This window comes from Stenotrophomonas sp. I18B00994, assembly GCF_014145825.1.
Lineage (GTDB): Bacteria > Pseudomonadota > Gammaproteobacteria > Xanthomonadales > Xanthomonadaceae > Stenotrophomonas > Stenotrophomonas maltophilia.
The window spans coordinates 116,371-137,502 of sequence record NZ_JACIUW010000008.1 but is presented as its reverse complement, the minus strand read 5'-3'; the positions used below and the strand labels follow the sequence as shown (position 1 = coordinate 137,502).

General features: G+C 57.1%; 26 protein-coding genes. 19 read left to right on the top strand and 7 right to left on the bottom strand.

Annotated elements, in window-relative coordinates; all coding sequences use genetic code 11:
• Positions 1-58: 58 nt before the first annotated feature.
• Positions 59-1,099, top strand: coding sequence for an aminoglycoside phosphotransferase family protein (locus H4O10_RS11320; protein WP_076738963.1), 1,041 nt, complete (start codon positions 59-61; stop codon positions 1,097-1,099).
• Between the two features lie 153 nt (positions 1,100-1,252).
• Here the strand turns inward: H4O10_RS11320 and H4O10_RS11315 are convergent, their stop codons facing one another.
• The 7 genes from H4O10_RS11315 to H4O10_RS11285 form a co-directional block, all read right to left on the bottom strand.
• Positions 1,253-2,140: a DMT family transporter gene (locus H4O10_RS11315; RefSeq protein WP_032966688.1), complete on the bottom strand. Its 888-nt coding sequence runs from the start codon at positions 2,138-2,140 to the stop codon at positions 1,253-1,255.
• Between the two features lie 32 nt (positions 2,141-2,172).
• On the bottom strand, positions 2,173-3,234 hold the full coding sequence (gene murB / locus H4O10_RS11310) for a UDP-N-acetylmuramate dehydrogenase (protein ID WP_076739012.1): 1,062 nt from the start codon (positions 3,232-3,234) through the stop codon (positions 2,173-2,175).
• Between the two features lie 8 nt (positions 3,235-3,242).
• Entirely contained in the window at positions 3,243-4,298 is a 1,056-nt protein-coding gene (locus H4O10_RS11305; protein ID WP_005409365.1) for a quinone-dependent dihydroorotate dehydrogenase, read from the bottom strand.
• Between the two features lie 8 nt (positions 4,299-4,306).
• A complete protein-coding gene (locus tag H4O10_RS11300; protein ID WP_049396305.1) occupies positions 4,307-5,077 on the bottom strand; it encodes a class I SAM-dependent methyltransferase in 771 nt (256 codons plus the stop codon).
• A gap of 4 nt (positions 5,078-5,081) precedes the next feature.
• A complete protein-coding gene (locus tag H4O10_RS11295; RefSeq protein ID WP_005413144.1) occupies positions 5,082-5,366 on the bottom strand; it encodes a DUF4190 domain-containing protein in 285 nt (94 codons plus the stop codon).
• A gap of 219 nt (positions 5,367-5,585) precedes the next feature.
• Positions 5,586-6,425: an SDR family oxidoreductase gene (locus H4O10_RS11290; RefSeq protein ID WP_076738965.1), complete on the bottom strand. Its 840-nt coding sequence runs from the start codon at positions 6,423-6,425 to the stop codon at positions 5,586-5,588.
• Positions 6,425-7,957: an aldehyde dehydrogenase family protein gene (locus H4O10_RS11285; RefSeq protein WP_012480007.1), complete on the bottom strand. Its 1,533-nt coding sequence runs from the start codon at positions 7,955-7,957 to the stop codon at positions 6,425-6,427. The genes H4O10_RS11290 and H4O10_RS11285 overlap by 1 nt, the downstream gene beginning before the upstream one ends.
• Before the next feature lie 409 nt (positions 7,958-8,366).
• Between H4O10_RS11285 and H4O10_RS11280 the strand changes: the two genes are divergently transcribed.
• The 18 genes from H4O10_RS11280 (at position 8,367) to H4O10_RS11195 (ending at position 21,119) form a co-directional block, all read left to right on the top strand.
• Positions 8,367-8,855, top strand: a complete 489-nt coding sequence (locus H4O10_RS11280; RefSeq protein ID WP_088470249.1) for a hypothetical protein — start codon at positions 8,367-8,369, stop codon at positions 8,853-8,855.
• A 5-nt stretch (positions 8,856-8,860) separates the two neighbouring features.
• Positions 8,861-9,274 carry a hypothetical protein gene (locus H4O10_RS11275; protein WP_182681050.1) on the top strand — a complete coding sequence of 138 codons (414 nt, stop codon included), beginning with the start codon at positions 8,861-8,863 and terminating at the stop codon, positions 9,272-9,274.
• Positions 9,275-9,401: 127 nt separating this feature from the next.
• Positions 9,402-9,893, top strand: coding sequence for a helix-turn-helix domain-containing protein (locus tag H4O10_RS11270; protein ID WP_099476044.1), 492 nt, complete (start codon positions 9,402-9,404; stop codon positions 9,891-9,893).
• Positions 9,894-10,032: 139 nt separating this feature from the next.
• Positions 10,033-10,713 (top strand): ankyrin repeat domain-containing protein, encoded by a 681-nt coding sequence (locus H4O10_RS11265; RefSeq protein WP_182681049.1) that lies wholly within the window; start codon positions 10,033-10,035, stop codon positions 10,711-10,713.
• 591 nt (positions 10,714-11,304) lie between these two features.
• Positions 11,305-11,529 carry a hypothetical protein gene (locus H4O10_RS11260; RefSeq protein ID WP_182681048.1) on the top strand — a complete coding sequence of 75 codons (225 nt, stop codon included), beginning with the start codon at positions 11,305-11,307 and terminating at the stop codon, positions 11,527-11,529.
• A 58-nt stretch (positions 11,530-11,587) separates the two neighbouring features.
• A complete protein-coding gene (locus H4O10_RS11255; RefSeq protein WP_182681047.1) occupies positions 11,588-13,183 on the top strand; it encodes a DUF5906 domain-containing protein in 1,596 nt (531 codons plus the stop codon).
• A gap of 1 nt (position 13,184) precedes the next feature.
• Positions 13,185-13,505: a hypothetical protein gene (locus H4O10_RS11250; RefSeq protein WP_182681046.1), complete on the top strand. Its 321-nt coding sequence runs from the start codon at positions 13,185-13,187 to the stop codon at positions 13,503-13,505.
• A gap of 136 nt (positions 13,506-13,641) precedes the next feature.
• The gene (locus H4O10_RS11245; RefSeq protein ID WP_182681045.1) at positions 13,642-13,854 is read left to right on the top strand and encodes a hypothetical protein; all 213 of its coding nucleotides are present in this window, start codon (positions 13,642-13,644) and stop codon (positions 13,852-13,854) included.
• Positions 13,851-14,942 carry an ArdC-like ssDNA-binding domain-containing protein gene (locus H4O10_RS11240; protein WP_182681044.1) on the top strand — a complete coding sequence of 364 codons (1,092 nt, stop codon included), beginning with the start codon at positions 13,851-13,853 and terminating at the stop codon, positions 14,940-14,942. Before H4O10_RS11245 ends, H4O10_RS11240 begins: the two co-directional genes overlap by 4 nt.
• 7 nt (positions 14,943-14,949) lie before the next feature.
• The gene (locus H4O10_RS11235; protein ID WP_182681043.1) at positions 14,950-15,945 is read left to right on the top strand and encodes a zincin-like metallopeptidase domain-containing protein; all 996 of its coding nucleotides are present in this window, start codon (positions 14,950-14,952) and stop codon (positions 15,943-15,945) included.
• Positions 15,945-16,556, top strand: coding sequence for a hypothetical protein (locus tag H4O10_RS11230; RefSeq protein ID WP_182681042.1), 612 nt, complete (start codon positions 15,945-15,947; stop codon positions 16,554-16,556). The genes H4O10_RS11235 and H4O10_RS11230 overlap by 1 nt, the downstream gene beginning before the upstream one ends.
• Before the next feature lie 8 nt (positions 16,557-16,564).
• A complete protein-coding gene (locus H4O10_RS11225) occupies positions 16,565-17,185 on the top strand; it encodes a hypothetical protein (RefSeq protein ID WP_182681041.1) in 621 nt (206 codons plus the stop codon).
• Between the two features lie 60 nt (positions 17,186-17,245).
• On the top strand, positions 17,246-17,647 hold the full coding sequence (locus tag H4O10_RS11220) for an ankyrin repeat domain-containing protein (RefSeq protein WP_182681040.1): 402 nt from the start codon (positions 17,246-17,248) through the stop codon (positions 17,645-17,647).
• Between the two features lie 32 nt (positions 17,648-17,679).
• Entirely contained in the window at positions 17,680-18,177 is a 498-nt protein-coding gene (locus H4O10_RS11215) for a hypothetical protein (protein ID WP_182681039.1), read from the top strand.
• Between the two features lie 280 nt (positions 18,178-18,457).
• Positions 18,458-18,889 carry a hypothetical protein gene (locus tag H4O10_RS11210; RefSeq protein WP_182681038.1) on the top strand — a complete coding sequence of 144 codons (432 nt, stop codon included), beginning with the start codon at positions 18,458-18,460 and terminating at the stop codon, positions 18,887-18,889.
• Between the two features lie 260 nt (positions 18,890-19,149).
• On the top strand, positions 19,150-19,518 hold the full coding sequence (locus H4O10_RS11205) for a hypothetical protein (RefSeq protein WP_182681037.1): 369 nt from the start codon (positions 19,150-19,152) through the stop codon (positions 19,516-19,518).
• Positions 19,519-19,763: 245 nt separating this feature from the next.
• On the top strand, positions 19,764-20,735 hold the full coding sequence (locus H4O10_RS11200; protein ID WP_143570060.1) for an ankyrin repeat domain-containing protein: 972 nt from the start codon (positions 19,764-19,766) through the stop codon (positions 20,733-20,735).
• A 30-nt stretch (positions 20,736-20,765) separates the two neighbouring features.
• Positions 20,766-21,119, top strand: a complete 354-nt coding sequence (locus H4O10_RS11195; protein ID WP_099476039.1) for a hypothetical protein — start codon at positions 20,766-20,768, stop codon at positions 21,117-21,119.
• The last annotated feature ends 13 nt before the right edge of the window (positions 21,120-21,132 follow it).

Genomic DNA, 21,132 nt, shown 5'->3' with positions numbered 1-21,132 from the left:
GTGCCGCGGCGAACGCATCTGCGATAGTGGTGGCAGGTAACACTTTCCGCTTGCATCCATGTCATTCGCTTCGGCGCAGCATCTCGGCGAAGTCCTGCAACAATCCTATGGCATCACCCCCACCGCCGTGGTGCCACGCCCGGTGGGCGCCGACGCCAATGCCAGCGTGTATCGCGTCGATGCGCGGCACGGGCAGTGGTGGTTGAAATGCCGTACCTACCAGGTCGCCCCAGCGGTGTGGGACAGCCTGCATTGGATGCGCGGCACGCTGGGTATCGATGAGATCGTCGCGCCGTGGCCGGCGTTGACCGGTGGTGCGTCTGTGCAGCGCTGGGGATTGCAGTTCACCCTGTTCCCGTATGTGGAAGGCCAGTCCGGATTCGAGGCGGCGTTGAGCCGCACGCAGTGGAAACGGCTGGGGGAGGTGCTGCGGCGCCTGCATGGCGCGCAGTTGCCAGCGGAACTGCAGCAGGCACTGCCGATCGTACGGCTGGAAACCGCGGCGCTGGAGACCGTCGGGCAATGGTTGGCCGGCGAGGGCCTGGCGGCCGCGAAGGACGGGCTGGGCCGCGCATTCGTTTCGGTATGGGACCAGCAGCATGCGCGCATCGCGGCGCTGCATGCGCAGGCACGGGAGCTGCTAGCGGCGTTGCAGGACGCGCCGGTAGACCTGCATCTGTGCCACACCGATCTGCATGCCGGCAACCTGCTGATGGGCAATGACGGGGGCCTGCACCTGATCGATTGGGATGGTCTGTCGCTGGCCCCGCGCGAGCGTGACCTGATGTTCATCGGTGCCGCTGTTGGCGGGCGCTGGGGTCGCGAGAATCCACTGGGGTTCGAGGAGGGCTACGGCAGCGATCGCGGTGACCCGCGCTGGATCGCCTGGTACCGGCACTGGCGCATTCTGCAGGACCTGATCGAGTTCCAGCAGGTGCTGCTGGGCAGTGACGGGGAGGACCGATCGCCGCAGTTGCGCCGGCAGTCACTGCACTACCTGGGGGAGCAGTTCGCACCGGGCAATGTGTTCGATGCGGCGGAGCGGGTATATCGCGCGCTGGATCAGGTTCCAGGCCGTTGCCAGCATCGCCCCGGGTAGAGTCGACTGTTAGTCGACTGCGCTTCGATTGGAACAGGCAAAGCCCGCGCTGCGCGCGGGAGTCGACTAACAGTCGACTCTACCCATGGCCTGTCCATGCACGACCCGTGGCTTGCCCGTGCAGGCCCCATGGCTTGTCCATGCAGATGGTTTTCATTCGGCGGGCTTGGCTGCTGCAGAGGCCGCCGCGCTTGCGGCGCGGCGCGACAACACGGCTTCGCGGTGGGCGATGTAGGCGTTGGCGGCGAGGATGATGCCGGCACCGATGAGCGTCCAGCGATCCACGCTTTCGTTGAACAGCAGCCAGCCGAGCAGCGTTACCAGCGGCAGCTGCAGGAAGCTGATCGGGGTCAGCGCCGAGACTTCACCGAGGCGCAACGCCCGCGTCCACAGCAGCTGGCCGACGGTGCCCAGCACGCCGGTGGCCAGCAGCCACAGCCACGCCATGCCGGAGGGCCAGACCCAGACGAACAGTGCCGGGACCAGCGACAGCGGCACCCAGAACACGTAGGTGTAGAGCACCACGGTGTCAGCGCTGTCGACACGGGTCAGCTGCTTGATCTGGATCGCCACCAATGAGCTGAGCACGGCGGCTGCCACCGCTACCAGGCTGCCGGCGGTGAAGCCGGCGGTGCCGGGGCGCACGATCACCAGCACACCGATGAATCCAACCACCACCGCGGCCCAGCGGCGTATACGCACGGTCTCGCCCAGCCATAGCACGGCGGCGATGGTGACGAACAACGGCGTGGAGTACGAGAGGGAAACCGCCTGCGCCAGTGGCAGATGGCCCAGTGCCCAGAACGCGCACAGCATCGAACCCAGGCCAATCGCACTGCGCACGAAGTAACGCGGCAGCTGCTGCGTTTTCAGTGGTGCATGGCCGGGGCGCAGCAGCATCGGCAGCAACGCGAGCAGGCCAAAGGCATTGCGAAAGAACGCCACTTCCTGGGTTGGTACGTACCGGGTGGCGTAGCGGATGGCGACGGCCATCAGGCCGAATGCCATCGTGCTGCCGAGCATCAGCAGCGCCGCCCGCATCGGGGTGGCGCTGGGGGAGAGGGCGGGGGTGTTCACCACTGTGCGCCGAGCAGGCGGGGCTCCGGTTCGATCGGCACGCCGAACTTCTCCAGCACTGAAGCGGAGATGCGTCGCGCCAGCGCCAGCAGTTCAGCGCCGCTGGCATTGCCATGGTTGACCAGTACCAGCGCGTGGCTGGGGGCCACGCCTGCATCGCCTTCGCGGAAGCCCTTCCAGCCGCAGGACTCGATCATCCATGCAGCCGAGACCTTGCGCTTGTCGTCCTGCTCGGCCGGGAACACGGGCAGGTCGGGGAAGTGCTGCAGCAGCACATCGACCTGTTCCAGCGGCAGCACCGGGTTCTTGAAGAAACTGCCGGCGTTGCCCAGCACATCCGGGTCGGGCAGCTTGCGGCGGCGGATCGCGATCACCGCGTTGGCCACGTCCACTGCGCTCGGCAGCTCCACGCCCTGTGCCTGCAGTTCCTCGCGGATGCCGGCATAGTCCATGCGCAGGTCGTGCAGCAGCGGCAACTTCAGTTCGATGGCGGTGATCAGGTAGCGGTCGATCTGCTGCTTGAACACGCTGTCGCGGTAGGTGAAGCGACACTGCTCGTTGTCCAGCCGTACCCAGGTTTGTTCCTGGCAGTCCCAGGCCTCGACCGCCTGGATGAACTCGCCGACCTGCGCACCGTAGGCGCCGATGTTCTGGATCGGCGCGGCACCGGCGGTGCCGGGAATCAGGGCCAGGTTCTCCAGCCCGGACAAGCCTTCCTGCAGCGACCACATCACCAGGCCATGCCAGGGCACGCCGGCCCCGGCGCGGATCACTGCGTGGTCAGCGCGGTGTTCCAGGAAACTGATGTCACGGTTGCCGAACACCAGCACGGTGCCCAGCAGGTCTTCGGCGATCAGTACGTTGCTGCCGGCACCCAGTACCAACAGGGGGCCGCTGGCCACTTCGGGCAATGCCAGCACTTCCGGCAGCAGTGCGGCATCGTGCAGTTCCAGCAGCTGCGCGGCGCTGGCCTGCACGTGGAAGGTGTTCAGCGCCTGCAGTGGCGCATTGCGGGTGAGCGTCCAGCGCAGCGGGGCGTTGCCGTCGACGGTATCCATGGGCGCGCTCACAGTGGGGCCACCGCGCCGCGGCTCGGCGCTTCGCGGCGGCGACGGATCGCCTCCACGCATTCGGAGACCAACGCCGGGCCACGGAAGATCAAGCCGCTGTAGCACTGCACCAGCGCCGCGCCCGCGGCCATCTTGGCCACCGCATCGGCACCGGACAGGATGCCTCCCACACCCACCAGCGGTACCGATTCGGGCAGGCGCGAGCGCAGGCGGCGCAGCACCAGGGTGGACTGCTCCAGCACCGGCGCACCGGACAGGCCGCCGGCCTCGTTGGCCAGCGGATCGCCGGCCACCTTGCTGTGGTCGATGGTGGTGTTGGTGGCGATCACGCCGTCCACCTGCAGTTCGCCCAGCACGCGCGCGGCGGCATCGATGTCGCGGTCACTCAGGTCCGGTGCCACCTTGACCAGCATCGGCACGCGGCGGCCGTGGCGCGCCGCGAGGTCTTCCTGGCGGTCACGCAACTGGCTGACCAGCTGGCGCAGCGCGGTCTCTTCCTGCAATTCACGCAGGCCGGCGGTGTTGGGCGAGGAGATGTTGACGGTGATGTAGTCCGCCAGCGGATACACCTTGTCCAGGCAGGCGATGTAATCGTCCACCGCCTGTTCGTTCGGGGTGTCCTTGTTCTTGCCGATGTTGATGCCGAGCAGGCCGCGGCGGTTGCGCGCGCGCTCGACATTGCGCACCAGCGCGTCCACGCCCGCATTGTTGAAGCCCATGCGGTTGATGATCGCGTTGTGTTCCGGCAGGCGGAACAGGCGCGGCTGCGGGTTGCCGGCCTGCGGGCGCGGGGTGATGGTGCCGATCTCGACGAAGCCGAAGCCGAGCGCGAACAGCGCATCGATGTGCTCGCCATTCTTGTCCAGGCCGGCGGCCAGGCCGACCGGATTGGGGAAGGTCAGCCCGAACACCGTGCTGGGCATCGGCGCGATGCGTGCGGCCAGCAGCGGCGTGGTGCCGGTGCGGTAGGCCAGGTCCAGTGCGGACAGGCCGAGGCCGTGGGCGCGCTCGGCGTCGAGCGAGAACAGGAAGGGGCGGGCAAGCGAATACATGCGTCGGTTCAGTCCAGCGTGCCGAGGAAGGCTCGGGTTCGATATTCAAAAGCGACCTGGCCGTCGACCGCGTGGGCGGCGAACAGGTCCTGCAGAGCGTCGATCATCGGCGCGTGGCGAGGATGACCGGATTGGGGTGCGTAGGAGGAGGACAGCAGGCGCCCGCGCAGGGCGTCGAAGTCCAGATGCTGTACGTTCGGCAACTCCACCATGCCGCGCAGGCCGCGGCCGAACCAGGCCTGCATGGTGGCATCGTCCTGGTAGCGCTCGGCCACCGCGGTGTAATCGGTGCCGTAGTCCAGCAGCAGCTGTTCATAGCCGATCAGGAATGGACTGGCATCGAGCAGGCGCGAATTCCAGTAGATCAGTGCCAGGCCACCGGGGCAGAGGATGCGCTGCCACTCGGCGCGCACTGCCACGGTGTCGAACCAGTGGAACGCCTGCGCGACGCTGACCAGATCGATGCTGGCATCGTCCAGGCCGGTGGCCTCGGCGCGGCCATCGACGGCGGAAAAGCCCGGATACTGCGGCGCCAGCCACTCTTCGGCGGCGGCGCGCATGGCGGCGTTCGGCTCGACCGCCACCAGCGGATGACCGCTGGCCAGAAACTGACGGCTGGAAATGCCGGTGCCAGCACCGATGTCGGCGACACGGGCCTGGTGACTGACATCCATCGGGCCGTGCAGCCATTCCAGCAGCGCGGGCGGGTAATCGGGCCGGTAGCGGACGTAGTCGGCGACGCGGCTGCTGAAGCGTTCAGTGCTGTCGGAGGTGGTCATGGCGTCAGTTCGACACCGCGGCCAGCCACGCCAGGCCACCGAAGAACAGGATGAAGACCAGGATGGCGGCAAGTACCGCGCCGACCATCACCCAGCCCAGCACCAGGCCGGTAACGGCCAGGCCATCACCTTCCAGTTCGTGCGGGCGGCGGCGGATCTCGGCGCGGGCCATGTGGCCGGTGATGATGGCCACGATGCTGGCCACGAAGGGCAGGACGGTCCAGCTGGCGATGCCCATGACCAGGCTGACCACGGCCAGGGCGCTTGTCTGTCGGGGTGCCACGCTCATCGGGGTCCTCCTTGGCAGTGTGCACATGATAGTGCCTCTGCCCAGGCAATCCCATGCCCGGCGGATGCGATGGCAGGCGTGGACCCTGGTGGGCGAACGAGGTGCCAGCCCTGGTAGGCGCCGACCTTGGTCGACGAAAGCCATTTCAGCAGGGTAGGCGTCGACCTTGGTCGACGAAAGGCATGCCAACCAAGGTTGGCAGCTACCGGAGTGCCGGTATCAGCCCATCAACACCTGGCCGCCATCCACGTTGAGCACGCTGCCGGTGACCCAGCGCGCCAGCGGCGAGCACAGGAACAGGGCGGCGTCGGCAATTTCGCGCGGATGGCCGAAGCGGCCGAACGGAATCTTCGCCAGGGTGCCGTGGTACAGCGCCGGATCTTCGGTGCGACGGCGATCCCACAGGCCGTCATCGAATTCAATCGAACCGGGGGCGATGGCGTTGACCCGGATCCGGTCCTTGGCCAGCGCCAATGCCTGCGACGTGGTGTAGTGCGACAGCGCGGCCTTTGCGGCGGCGTAGGGCGCGCCACCGGGGCGTGGCTGCTGTGCGGCAATCGAGGACAGGTTGAGGATGCAGGCATCGCTGGATGCGCGCAGCCACGGCAGTGCCAGGCGCGAGGCCCGTACCGCCGCCATCAGGTCGATCTGCAGGCTGGCGGCCCAGCCATCCTCGTCGTCGGCCATGCCGTAGCCGGTAGCGTTGTTGATCAGTACATCGATGCCGCCGAGTGCATCGGCAGCGGCCTGCAGCCAGGCCTGGATCTGGCCGGCGTCGGCCAGATCGGCGGAGACGGTATGCAGTGGGGTGCCCTGTGCCTGCGCATCGGCACGCAGGGCATCCAGGCCGGCCTGGCCACGTGCGCAGACCGAGACCTGCGCACCGGCGCCGGCAAATGCCAACGCCATTTCACGACCGATGCCCTTGCTGCCGCCGGCGATCAGCACGCGGCGACCGGTGAAGTCGAGGGTCGGAGCCCCATTGGGGATCCGGCCCTGGGCAGGGGTCAGATCCCCGGAGGGGCTCTGACCCGCAGCCATGGCAGAAACGTCTGCCATCACAGATCGAACTTGATGCCCTGGGCCAGCGGCAGCGAGTCCGAATAGTTGATGGTGTTGGTCTGGCGGCGCATGTAGACCTTCCAGGCGTCCGAACCGGACTCGCGGCCACCGCCGGTGTCCTTCTCGCCACCGAAGGCGCCACCAATCTCCGCACCGGACGTGCCGATGTTGATGTTGGCGATGCCGCAGTCGCTGCCAGCGGCCGACAGGAACTTCTCGGCAGTCTTCAGGTTCTGGGTGAAGATCGAGGACGACAGGCCCTGCGGCACGCCATTCTGCATGTCGATGGCTTCATCGAGGGTGTCGTACGGCATCACGTACAGGATCGGCGCGAAGGTCTCGTGCTGGACCACGGCATCGCTGTTCTTCAGGCCGGAGACAATCGCCGGCAGCACGAAGTTGCCGGCGCGGTCGATGCGGGTGCCGCCGGTTTCGATGGTGCCGCCGGCCGCCTTGGCCTGGGCGATGGCATCGAGGAACTGCTGCACGGCGCCATCGCTGTTCAGTGGGCCCATCAGGTTGGCCGCATCGGTCGGGTCGCCGATCTTGCCTTCGACCTGCTTGTAGGCCTTGACCAGGGTGGCCAGCACGTCGGCGTAGATCGAGCGGTGCACGATCAGGCGGCGGGTGGTGGTGCAGCGCTGGCCGGCGGTGCCGACAGCGCCGAACACGATGCCCGGCACGGCCAGCTTCAGGTCGGCGGTTTCGTCCAGGATGATGGCGTTGTTGCCGCCCAGTTCCAGCAGGCAGCGGCCGAGGCGACGCGCGACCTTCTCGTTGACGGTGCGGCCGACCTGGGTCGAGCCGGTGAAGCTGATCAGCGGCACGCGACGGTCATCGACCATCTTTTCCGACAGCGCGGTGCCCGCATCGTTGATCAGGAAGAAGATGTCCGGGAAACCGGCTTCGCGCAGGGCGTCGTTGCAGATCTTCAGCGAGGCGATGGCGGTCAGCGGCGTCTTGTTGGACGGCTTCCAGATGCACACGTCGCCACAGATGGCGGCCAGGAACGAGTTCCAGCTCCACACCGCGACCGGGAAGTTGAAGGCAGAGATGATGCCGACCAGGCCCAGCGGGTGGTACTGCTCGTACATGCGGTGGCCGGGGCGCTCGGAATGCATGGTGTAGCCGTACAGCATGCGGCTCTGGCCCACGGCGAAATCGGCGATGTCGATCATCTCCTGCACTTCGCCGTCGCCTTCCGGCTTGCTCTTGCCCATTTCCAGCGCCACCAGCGAACCCAGGGCGTCCTTGTGCTTGCGCAGTGCTTCGCCGCACAGGCGCACGGCTTCGCCGCGACGCGGGGCCGGCGTGGTACGCCAGATCTTGAAGGCTTCCTGGGCGCGGGCGACGACGGTCTCGTACTCGGCCTCGGTGGTCGCGCGGACCTGCGCGATCGGCTCGCCGGTGGTCGGGTTGACCGGGGTGATCAGCTCACCGCTGGTCGCGCTCGACCACTCCCCGTTGCCCAGGTACGTGCCAGCGTTGATCGCGTCCAGGCCAAGGGACTTGAGCAGCTCGGAAGACATGCAGACTCCTGTGTTTCGTTACGTTGTTTGGTGCCATCGCGGGCAGGTGGGGGGCGCGATGAACTGAATCGCCGATGGTAGCAGAGCGGCCTGTCCGGCCATGGTGCAACGCGCCAGCGCCGCCGTGTGGAGCACGAATGCTTGGAGGGCAGGGTGTGTTGCCTGTAAACTTCCCGGCTGCATGGCCCCGTAGCTCAGCTGGATAGAGCGTCCCCCTCCTAAGGTCAACTCTTTTTTGGGGCAAGTTCGGGCGGTCAGTGAAAGCCCTTTGTTTTCAATGAATTAAGCGTGTCGAGCGTTGGTTGTCCGCCATCAACCAAACACCATAAGACACCCTTAAACACCCGCGAACACCCCCTTTTTGCCCCAGTCGTTTGCCCCAGCCTAGGTCCGCTGCTACTGTCTGGATATGAGCAAAACAGCGTTGGAAAACCTGCGTCGAGACTGGCCCAAACGCCATGCGTTGACGCCGGAGGAAGTGGCGGTTGTTCTCGGTCGCAACTCCAACTCTCGGGGCGTGTTGCAGAAGATCCGCGAGGGCATGAAGAGTGGCCGTTACCCCGGTGCCCGGAAGATTGACGGACACTGGCAGCTGCCGCTTGAGGACCTGGCAGAAATACTCGACCCCACGCCCGAAACGGTGATGGTGCCGGTTGTGGCCAAGGCTGGTCGTCGCCGCTCCCAGGTTGGCCCACGCATCCGCTTTGTGATCAATGCTCGATTTTTCGCTCAGGTATGCGACTCCATTGGATACGCGCAGGGTGCCCAAGCGCTCCGGAATGATGCTTGGACAGTGCGTGAGGAACTCCGTCAAGAAGACTACGCCCGCCGTGCCGAACGCTCAAAGATGAGTTTGGTTGAGGCGCTCGCAGGGCTGGGACACACCAAGGATGATTAAGAGCTATGAGTGATGGAATGCTCTTTGTTGACGAGCGAAATGAAAAAAAGAAGGTGCGGAAGCTTTTAGTTGAAGAACTAAGGCTTTTGTATCGTGATGTGCGTGACTTCAAAAGGATGGTTGAGGAAGCTCGGCTAATGAACCAGTGCTCAGCCAACACAACATACACAAAATTCGCACACACGCGCTTTCAAGAGCTCAGACGGTTGTTCCATCCTCTCAACGAGCGCTTGATGGCATTGGACAGTGACGATATCCGCCGCAGGCGCAATTGGATATTGGAAAACTTTTCCAATGCCTTGACCGTTCAAAGAAAAGACAGTCTAAAGGGAAAGATGGGCTCCACAATAGATAGCCTCAATATGATTTTGGATGAGATCCAAGAGATTGGTGTGGAAATCCAAATAAGCGAGATTTAATGGATGAGCGAACTGAACATCACGCCATACGCCGACCAACACCAGCCCATTCATATTAAGAATCGAGACAAACTGTACAGCGCCCGAGTACAGCAGCACGAACTGATGAGTCACATTGGAGGTGGCGATGGCGAAGGTTGACGAACAGCAGCGCCAAGCGTTAGCCCAAGCGCCTGGGGATCTCCATCTCACCGCAGCGCAAGCCGCTGTGTTGATGCAAGTCAGCACCAAGACATTGCAGCGTCTGCGCAACCAAGGGATGCCACCACCGCCCATTGGGGAGCGTCCAGCACGCACCGAAGAGCGTTGGTCCACCACCCCTGTGCGCTACAGAAAGAGCGATGTGGACGCATGGCTCCAACATCCTGTGATGCCCAGCGTGCAATTGCATGCGTTCCAAATGGCTAACGGCATCATCATTGCCCACGCCAAGGATCTTGATGACAACACGGTTGTTGACGGTATTTTTGACTTGCTCACCGAGCTGCAGTGGAGCAGCACAGATCTGATGATCGAAGCACAGCAGATGTTGTTCGATGAGCAACAACAACAGCGCGCCAAAGTGCAAGAGCGTATTGCTTTGCACGAAAGAAACGTCCTCGCGCAAGCACTGAGATAGGCGGTGTTAAGCCCCAGTCCCTAGTTGTCCCTTGCAGTCCTTTTCGGCCCCCAATTTGGGGGCTTTTTTTATGTGGAGAAATCTATTCGCCATTGTCAACATTTCCCTGTCGCCCAGCGGGCAAATGTGGAGATATGAAATGGAGAACTACAACAAGCGCGGCAAGTCGGTCCTGGGACTGGCTGTCGTGAAGGGGAAATTGGATCTGCTTGAAAAGAGGTTGAAGCTCGGCGTTGACCCGAATTCAACCTACTACAAAGAAGGTGATTGTCGCAGTCTTGTGGAGCTGGCTTTCAAGTGCAAGAAAATGGAGTCGTTGGATATTTTGGTTCGATACGGGGCGAACACAAACATTGTATTTTCTTGTGGCTACACAATGGTTCACTACTGCACCCGCATTTATCAGTGGCAGCTTGAGGATGTTCTCAAAATGGGGGTGGATCCAAATACGTGCGCGTCGTTGAGTGACATGGATTTCCCAGGTCACGCCGCTTTGCACATGGCAGTGAGGCAGCGGGATATCAAGACAATGAAGTTGCTGATTTCGTACGGAGCTGATGTCAACTTGCATTGCGACTATTGCGGTTACACCCCGTTGCATGCTGCGTTCTTGTTTCCTGAGAGCGAGACAATCAATTTTCTTTTGGACAATGGCGCGGATTTCTATGCGCTGGATGACTGCGGCTTCATTCCGGAGCAGATTGCTGACTCGTATTACACAAATGAGGCACAAAGAATCATGAGCGAGCGAATGGCGCGGAAAATCATGGAGCAGGTTGAAGCTGGTGATGACGCAAGCTTTGGTAAACGCCGGATGTAATGATGCTTGAATATCAACTGGATCTTAATTGCTTAGTTTCATAAAAAAACGCAATACAAATTATTGAATGAGTAGGGGTGTTGCTAATCACCCCTACTCACTGAAACCCTTTCGGGAGTAAGGCTTAATCGGGTGAGTAGGTGAGTAGGGTGGGTGTTGATAAATTATTTATAGAAAAATACAAAAAAACACCAAAAAAGCATTCTCAGAGGAAACTTTTTTATGTTTTACCCTACTCACCCTACTCAAAATAGGTGAAACCTATATATACCAACGGTTCTGGCTGAGTAGGGTAGCTCCAAAAGACCCTACTCAAGCCCTACTCAAAGCCCTACTCACGCCATATTTTGTATTGCAAAATTCAGGGAAAATCACCTTCAAAGCCTTGTGGCGTAAGGATTTGAACGGGTTTTTAAAAAACAGGGATAAAAACGACCCCGCCTGGGATGCAAATTGGATTAAAAATGGTTGAAGAAAACATCCAAAAACCTTGTGGCAGTAAGATTGCGAATTTTGCAATACAAAATATGCTTGACAATGAGAAAAAATAAATTAGAACTAAATAACACAACAGGTTTTTGGAGGTAACACATGGGTGAGGTACTGCAATTCAAATTCAACAAAAAGCGCAAGCCGTACCGCCGCCGCGCGCGTCCGCAAAAAATCAACCGCACGTTCCGCTTTGATCAAGAGAAGTTGGCGCGGTTGGAAGAGGTGGCGCAGCGCAGTGGTATGACCGTTTCCGAATACATCCGGGAACTCACGGATTTGGCCGTTGGCAACAACTGGTTGTTCAACGATGCCAAAAACGCATAAAAAACCGCGCGGCTGCAACCGAGCGGTTTTCAATGAGGTAAAACTATAGGAGAAATTCATGTCCAAAACCAACGTATCAAATAACGCTGTGGTGTCAACCCCGCCAGCTTCCATCGGCAAACAGGCGGCTCCAAAAACCGCTCAGCCGAAGATTAAGAAGATCAACAGCGCGAACATCATCCCATCTAATACACCCGCATGGAATTGGGTGAACTACATCAACAGCGGCGCGTGTGGAGATTGGGCACGAGCCAACGGTATGGCATACAAATGGAACGGTGTATTTTGGGACACCGTTACCCAGGCAGATGGAACGGCAATGGCAACCGATTTCCTGTTCAAGCATATGCCCGACAAGGCTACAAATTCGGCTGCAACGGATTGCTTTAAATTTGCCACAAACATGCTTGATCCACTGCCTAAGTTGGATGCAGACAAGATTGTTATTGCCGCGAAAAATGGCTACCTGCACGTGGGCAAAGATGGGGCCGTGACCGTTCTCCCCGCCGATAAAAAACTGGGCCTCATGTTTGGAGTTAACGCGACTGTCAGCACGACGTACAACAAGCAACACACACCTCACGCTGTTCCATCCAACTCGTTGTTTGGCCGCTTCCTTGCCAGCGCATTGCCGGACCCGGATATTTGTGCATTGGTGCAAGAACAGTGTGCTCTCACGCTCATTCCTGGGCCGCATCAATTGGTCTGGTGGTGGGTGGGAACAGGTGGCAATGGCAAAGGTGTGATGTCGTCCATCATTCGTGGGTTCCACCATCGCACGGCGCAAATCTGGCTGGATAAGTGTGGTGACCCTCAAGCGCTCGCCAGTTGCGTGAACGCCAGCTTGATCTTCACACCAGAAGTGACGAATGGGGCGCGAGGTATCAATCAAGAAGCTTTCAAAGCGCTCAGCGGGGGTGATCTGCTGACTGCAAAGTTCTTGTATCGCGACATGATTGAGTTCGTGAACACGTCCTGCCACATCGTCAGTTCCAACTATGAGCCAATGATTAGCGATGCAACCGACGGTGTGTACCGCCGCTTGTGCGTGGTCAAGTGGAATCAACGGCATGGAACATACATCAAAGTCCCAAATCTTGCGGAGCGCATTCTGAAAGATGAAGCGCACATCGTATTGGACTGGCTGTTGGAAGGTATCAGTCGCATTGTTAAACGCGGCGGTTTTCTGCCCGAAGATGAATGGCCCGAAGCAACGAAGATCTTTAAACAGTCAATTCGCAGCAAGAACGACTGTGTGGGCGCGTGGCGTGATTACTGTGGAATTGTTCCTGACGCAAGCACATTGACACCTAAGAGCGATATCTACAACTCATACGCCAAATTCTCTGAGGGCGATGGCCGTCATGTCTTGAGTCCGGCACAATTCTGGACGCGCTTTTGGCAAATGCCAGGGTTTGAACGGCCACAGTCCGTGCGTGGAGACACAAAGCGTATTGATGGGATCCAGGTCAATTGTGTGCGCGCACGCATTCCTGCGGATCTGTCCTGGGAGCTTCCAACCGGCGAAATCATTGTGCGTGCGCCCACAAAAAGCGCTCCATCCGTGATTGATACACCCAAGGTTGCCGACGGCGAACCCATTCTTATTACAGTGTCGGATAAGGACTTCACCGACGAACAGTGGAGCTTTTAATATGGACACCAACAAAGACATTGAAGAGGCATTTTGCGCGGCGTTCAGCCACATCATTGTTGATGGTGATGAACTGTTGGAAAAAGCACAGTGGGTAGCGCGTGGGTTCTGTCACCTGTCCAATCACGCGCCGGACGGCAACGTCACCTGGGATGCTCTTATCTTGCAGCGTTATGACTGCAAGATTGGACACGGGAAGACCACCCCCGAATTGGACGTGCAATTGCTTGAATGTGTTTTCAAGACAGCCCGCCAAGGCTACGCCCTCAACCTTTTGCGCAGGGTGAACAACCACTCTGTGCCCAGAGGACTCCAACAATGACATCCATCTCGATGATAACCAAGGGCCGCGTTCGTGCGGCCCTTTTTTTTATTCCTGAATTTTGATTTTTCAGAAAAGCTTGACTTTCAATTTTCCGCCCGTTTAATAATTTTCATTATCAGCGATGGAATAAAGCATGGAAAATTATGAAGAAGACTGGTGGGATGACCTTATTGCGGCGGAGCGCTTTGCAATTTACAAAGTGGATGGCGGCGTGCAAATGGTCCTGCATCACGACTTTGATGACTCCACAGTTGAGCTTCACACCATCGATGACGTTTTGTATCACCTTCGGAAAGCCCTCGAACGGGGTTTAACAGTATCAATCAACGTGGAGAAACAATCATGAGCGCAGCCAGCGAACTCAAGCAAGATATTGCTGAAAAATTTTACGACCAACTTGCCGAACGCCGATCTGTGTTGGATCACGGCTTTCGGGAGACTGAAACACCATTGTCGATGATTGGGGGTTGGCCTGTTGGCCCCAGTGGTTATCCATTCAAAGACTTCAACGCATTGCAACTGATGACCGTTTCACTGGATCGCGGCTTCACCAGCCCCATCTACATGAAATCCGAGCAGATCAAGAAGAACGGCTACTACATCGCCAAAGGTGAGTCCAAAGCCACGAAGATTGAAAGCACGTACAAGCAAGAGGATGGCGATTTCAAATCCGTGATGGCGGTGTGCTTCAACGGGGATCAAATCAAAAATCTCCCCCAAAACAAACACACATACGCGTGGCAGGGATTGGCGGACAATCGCGATGCATTCTTGGATGACATGATTGCCAAGACGGGAGCGAAATTCTCATTTGATCCCATGAACGCGCCGTACTACGAACGGTCCACCGATACGTTGTACATGCGTCCTCAGACGGAGTACGCCACCAAACACGCCGATGGCAAAAGCGCGTACTACAACGATCTGATGTTCTTGCTTGCTGATTGGGCCACCCACCCCAGCCGCTATCACGGCGTGCAACCTGGGGAGCAGGGCAGTGAGCAGGACAGCCAATACCGTTTGGGACGCCAATTGGCGTTGTTGCAGATTGCCAGCCGCTTGGGAATGACCTACGAACCCGATGACAGCGGTTGGGCCAATAACTACATCAACAGCCGTCCCAACTGGCAGGAGTTGGAACGCGCCGCGAAAGCTGCAGACACCATTTTGAAGACCATTGGCGTGCCCGAGGTTCAACAAGAACCCGTGCGCTCCAAGGTGTGGAAACAAGAAGCCTCGCAAGCGTTCCGACCCACCGTGCAGCCCGCAGATCACCAACAAGCACAGCAGCAGGTGGATCCCGTGCAAGCGTTTGTGGAAGACAAAATTCAAGTTGTCCACGTGGCCGACAAGCCCAGCAAACAGGTGGGTAAGGCAGTCAAGAAGGCCGCAGCCCAAAAACTCAACGGTGCAAAACAAACACTGACATTGTGAGGTGGCAATGAGCAAGCAAGACGAAGCGCGCAGCGTTGCCGCCGAATACATCATTGAACAGATGCAGCAGGGCGTCATCCCGTGGCGACGGGATTGGAAACAGCACAGTTCCACAGGAGCGTTTGGAAGCCTGCCGTACAATTATGCACGCGGTAACACATATCACGGCAGCAACGTGATGATGCTGATGATGGCCCAGGCTGCGCGCGGCTTCCAAAGCAACGGGTGGTTGACCTTCAACCAGGCCAAAGCACTTGGCGGCGCGGTACGCAAAGGTGAGAAGTCATCTAAGGTCGTGCGTGTCATCAATGTTTCCGACAAGCAAGGAAACCCTGTACTTGATGAGAACGGGCGACAGAAAATTGCACTGATTACATCCGCTGTGTTCAACAGCGAACAGTGCGATGGCTTGCCCATCCGCGAGTCAAAAGTACCAAAGCCCGTGGAGTGGAGTCATGAGCAAGCTGAGCGCTTGATGCGCGACAGTGGTGTTGAGTACCGATACGGGGGCAACGCGGCGTACTACACCGTCGCCCAGGACTACGTGCAACTGCCCACCAAAGAGCAGTTCCGCACTATGGAAGGCTTCTACGCCACCGCCTTGCATGAGACAGGCCACGCCAGCGCTCACCCCACACGATTGGGTCGCGACTTAAGCGGCAAGTTCGGTTCTGAGAAGTACGCCAAAGAAGAGTTGATTGCGGAGTGCTTTTCATTGATCGTGGCCGACCGCCTGGGCTTGTCGGTCGATCAAGAGTATGACCCCGGCAATCACATTGCCTACTTGCAGTCGTGGATCAAGGTTCTTAAAAACGATCACTCTTTGATCTTCACAGCGTTTGCCGAAGCCGAGAAGATCGCCACGTATTACAACGTCAAAGAGTACACCCGCAAAGCCTTTGACATGGAGCGCGACGAGAACGAGGTTGAACCATCCAGTGAGGCGCGTCCAACCATCCAAGTCGTGCGCCGCAGAAAAGCCCCGGCATTGGAGGTGGCGTGATGTGGTATGCAAGCGCGAAAGAAACGCAGCGACTTCTTGAAAGCGAGATTGTCCGTCTGTCCGCCGTCTACGACAAGGATGGCAATGCCCCGACGTTGGAAGGAATGGTTGACCAAATTAAAGAGTTGGTGGGCCTGAACCTGCGTCTAAAATTGTTTGAGTCAAAAGTAGAGCGTCATCGCGAGGCATTCGACAACATATCGGGCGACTACAGTGATCTTGAAATCGGCCGTCAGGTTATGACAAACACTGGCATCGCTGGTCCCCAGTCCCGCGCAGTATTGCCCCAAAATATGCGCGACATGATTGACACAAGCATTCCTTTGTTGAACCCGCAGTTGTGTGATGTCTTTCTTGGACGGGTCCGGGAGCGTTTCAATTTTCCCAGCGACTCACAACTCTTTGTTCGTGGGAGTTGGGAGAGCCACGCCGTGCGGATGCATTCTTGGAAAGGCGATTTGGTGACGTTTGTGCACAACGAAACAGGGACCACTCACAGTGTAGCGGCAAACAAAGTTTATTTAAGGAGCGCAGATCGTAGTGTTTCCTTGTCCAGTGCAATGCGTCAGATGTGTCCTGGGCGACACGCCAATCACCACCCACAAATGTGAGGGGAACCATGGACAAACCAACACTCGCAGAGGAAATGGCGCTGATATACAGCGTAAAAGCGAAGGCCGCAGACTACGCACAAAAACGCAACGAGGAAGCGTTGAAAGTCATGGTTGATGAAGTGTGTGTGCTCACGGGCGTTAGATTTAGAAGTCGTCTCCTTGAGCAGCCTACTTCGCGATGTGTTTCGGAAGTCAAGGCACTGTGCGAAAACATAACGGATCTAGATATTGGAAACCAGATTATTTCGCGAACCGGGGTAGGGTCTGTAGAGTGTCGCAGTTCATTCCCGCAGCAGTTTGGTGATTTGTTGGATATGAGTATTCCACCCATCATGCCCGTCTTAAGCAGTATTTTCATGGGGCGTCTCTCTGAGCGGTTCGGTTTGGGCGAAGATGTGGTAGCGTCAGTCCAACGCGCACGTGTTGAGCGTAAACCTGTAGAGATATCATCTATCCGCGATGATTACGTTGAGTTCAACGTCAAGGGTGACGATGAGAACCGATGGTATGTTCCCCTTAAAGATGTTCTTTTGGAAGGCAACGGTAGAGCTATTTCAATGGACAGCGCACTTGCACAGATGTCCGCACGAATACAGCCTGTCGTACAACAGCAGTTGAATTTCTAGAGGGCTTGACAATATTCATGCATCTGATTTTCTAAATGCAATTCACTAAGGGAGTTGCATATGGAAAATTTGACGCTTCAAGATGTTCGTACTCTTGTGACGGTATCACCGGACCGATTGTTGGAGGCAGTGGATGCCCACGGTCGAACCGCACTTCATTGGGCGGTGATCAACAAACGTTTTGATGTGGCCGACGCGTTGGTTGCGTTCGGAGCCAACCCATTGAAGCCGGACAAGTCTGGAAAGACTCCCATGGATTACGCCGACCGCAGCGTTCTCAAAGAGCGGGAATGGCGCTTGCGCACCAGCGTGATTGCCCAATATTGGAAACGCAACGCGCCCGTTGAACAATCCGCGCTGACGGATTTCCGCGTCAAAGTTGCTTTGCGGTCACATTCGCTTGAACAGTCCCAATCAACAAATGTGCGCATGAAGCTTGACAACGCTTCAAGATCTGCTTGAGTGGGGGCATGTTTATAAAAAGGGGGGAATTTATGAAGATCCAATGCATTGCAATTGCAACAGCAGTTTTGCTTTCAGCAACTCCGGCGTGGGCGGAATCCGACACGTCCAGCCGCAACTACAGCCGCGAACAGGCGTTGACCTCACGCAATATCCAAGAGGGGGTTGTGGTGATGGTTCGTGATATCAAAATTGCCAACCGTTCCAAAGTCAACACCGGAAGCGTCCTGGGCGCGGCCATTGGATTGGGAGCAGCCCAACAGGTGAAAAACCGCGACGCACGCAATGCCGCACGGATTGTGGGAGCTGCAGCGGGTGGGGTGGCCGGTGGTGCCATTCAACGCGCAGCCAGCGACCGCGACGGTTTGGAAATATTTATTCGCACCGAGCAGCGCGGACGCAGCAACGTCATTTCCATCATTCAGGACGCCGATATCAGCGTTCAACCTGGGCAGAGTGTTCTTATCAGTGGCAGTGGTCGTGATGTGCGGGTTATCCCCGTCCCGTTGCATCCATACACAACACGGTAAGACACGGCAGGAAACGCCCCCGCAAGGGGGCTTTTCTTTTAAGCGCGCCCGCTTAAGCGGGATTTTTTATTGGGATTTAATCCACACTTCAAAACGGCATTTATTCTAAATAATATCAATTAAACCTATTGACAATGTTGCGATTCGTGATTGAGTGAGTGTATCTCAATCAATTGCGGGGTTTCCATGAAAAAAATATTGGCCAGATACATCATCTTTGTCGGTCTTCCGTTGTTCGTCTTGCATTTTGCGGGGGCGGCTTTTGAAAAGCTTGACACGATTGAAGCAGGCTTGGCCGCCATCCACGCCCGAGCTTCAGGACATTGATGTGTTGACCTGGGGTGATATGGCGGTGGTGAACGCGATTTCGCTGGCGGCGTTTCTATTTTACGCCATCTGCGCGGTCCGTTATGGAGTTCAACGCAACTGGAAGTTGTCACTCACCATGATGTTGTTCTCAACGGTGCCGTGGCTTGTTCTCATTGGTTTGATGAAGTTCTGCCATGTCTACTGCGCGGATTTCACTGGGGTGTGGATCACGTTGGCGGTGATGAAATTGGCATTCTGGTTGTCCTGTGGTGCGTTGATCACCTGCCTGCAACTGTTGCCCATTCGCCATTTGGCGGTGCCATCTCTCATTTTTGGCGCGCTGGTGTTTTGTGTGGGGGCGGGGTTCACCATTGTTGAATTCATGCAACGGTTGAATTCATAACATTCAACGCTTTTGTCAAATATGATGCTTGACATTGTTGGATGATTTGATTAGATAAAAATACAACGGGGTGTGTATGAGAAAAAAATATTACGAATGGACACATGTGACGGGCGCGACGTATTGGCAACCCAAGGGCGTTCATGATTATTTGCAAAAAGGTGATCTCAACCGCCATTACATGAAGATGATTGCATGGACGGGCAAGGCAAAACTGATGACAAAACAAGAACATATCGAAACCAAATTAAGGAGAGTGCATGAAATCGAAAACTAAGCCAAAGGATGCCATTGGGTATCCAATGTTTTATGAAACAAAGAAGGTTGTTCAGTTGTTGGACAAGAGAGCAGAGGCTGCTGAAAAATCACGCGCGCAGACAATTCGCGAGTTTGTTTGGGATTTTATTGAGTCCCCGAACTTCAGCCGTGTCCATTTCGCCAACTTAGGGTGCGAGTGCCAACGTCCCAAACCCACCAACCCCAAACATCTGGATCCTGGTCGTCGTTCAGGAATTGGTTTTATTCCGGACGCTCAACCCATTGTCAAACGTGTCAATGCATTGGCCGCTGCATATGGGGTTAGCACCACCGATTTGGTCCGTTACATACTCCGAAAGAACGTTATGTAGCCGTCTGCACCAGCGCCGATCAAGAAGCCCCTTTTGGGGCTTTTTATTTTTCATAATGTCAATTATTTCTATTGACAATATAAGAATATTTGTTTTACTCATTAAAACAACGGGGAAATTTATGAAAGCAATCTGTTTATGTATCGCACTTTTGTCATCCGTCTCGGCGAACGCAACTGAAACACGCAAAACTTTCTTGGTGACTATGACCATTGTTGCGTCGTGCCGCATGTTGGATTTTGGAGTTGAGCGCTGCACAACAGGAATGTTGCCGCCCACTATCAAGAAATCCACGCGTGTTTTCAATGTCGGCGGTGAATCATACAAGCGTTCAATCACTGAAATTATTTACTAAAAGGAACGATATGTTTAAAAAATACGACACATTACAAACGCGGCGCTTTTTGGATGGAATAGCAAACATCCAGCCGGAGGTCGTTGAAAACGCGTTGAGCCTGGGAGCTGAGCCGACACCGTTGTTTCGCAGAACATTGGCTGTTTGGACGGCGCAACTGCGTGTCCCCGCCGATGAAGTGCAGCCTCACGGTGATTGCGAAGTGCTGAACAAAGACGCAGGCATGCTCATTGACACTCTGCCATTGCACGACATGGCGGCGGTCAAATGGTTGGGTCGTGCGGGGTCTGTTCCGATTGCCAGTGCCGATGGAAATTCCGTGCGCATGGGGTCTCAAGAATTCACCAACGCCACCATTTCCTCGATCTTTAATATGTTCGCTTCCATCGTTGCCAACAACCCCGACGACTTCACCGACGCGCAGAACGACATGCTCAGCCGAGCGCGAGAAATCATTCACATTTGTCTTGACTACAAATGCAACTTGGCTGGCACCGATGAGCGGGGGATGTCGATTTTGCACTGGTGCAGTGCGTTGTACGACGACAAAGAGTTGATTGAACGTTTGGTGGAGTTCGGTGAGAACCCCAATTTGAAAGACAACGAAGGGTTTACACCCCAACAGGTTGCCGCGTTCTATGGACATGTGGATGCGTTCGCGGGCTTTGGATGCACGCCCGAACCCCAAAACGATATTCCACCCGCCGTCGAACCAACGCCAACAGACCGTTCAGAAAATGATTGGTCACAACTGGAACCGTGCAACGCCGTTCAATACGCGTCGTTCAAACCACACAGCCGCTTCAAACAATTTTTCAACATCCTGTTGGGACGTACAAGCCCACTGGATCATGAAAACTAACTCCCATTTCCCACGCCACAGGAGGCATGTATGAAAAACTTTTTATTCGCCGCAACCGCTGTTCCCTTGTTCGCCATGGGCGCGCAATCCACTCCCATGGGGGCGTACCTCACCGTCGAACAAACCTGCGCGTATGTCAGCGGCAGCGCCGCCGAATTCCTTCAATGCGATGAGCGTGCGCCCGTTGATGAGGACTGCCAGGGCGTGTTTTGTGAAGCCGTGACTTTGCCCGTCAAAATCTCTGTGGAGCGCAACACCCAAGCCTTCGACCCCGATGAAATGCCCATGTGGTGCGACCGGGCGCAATGCTGGGCTAACACGGGGCCGTATGTGATCACCATGGATTACAGCGGATTGCGCACCCAGGCGGTTCAGGTTCAATAAATGGTGTTGACAA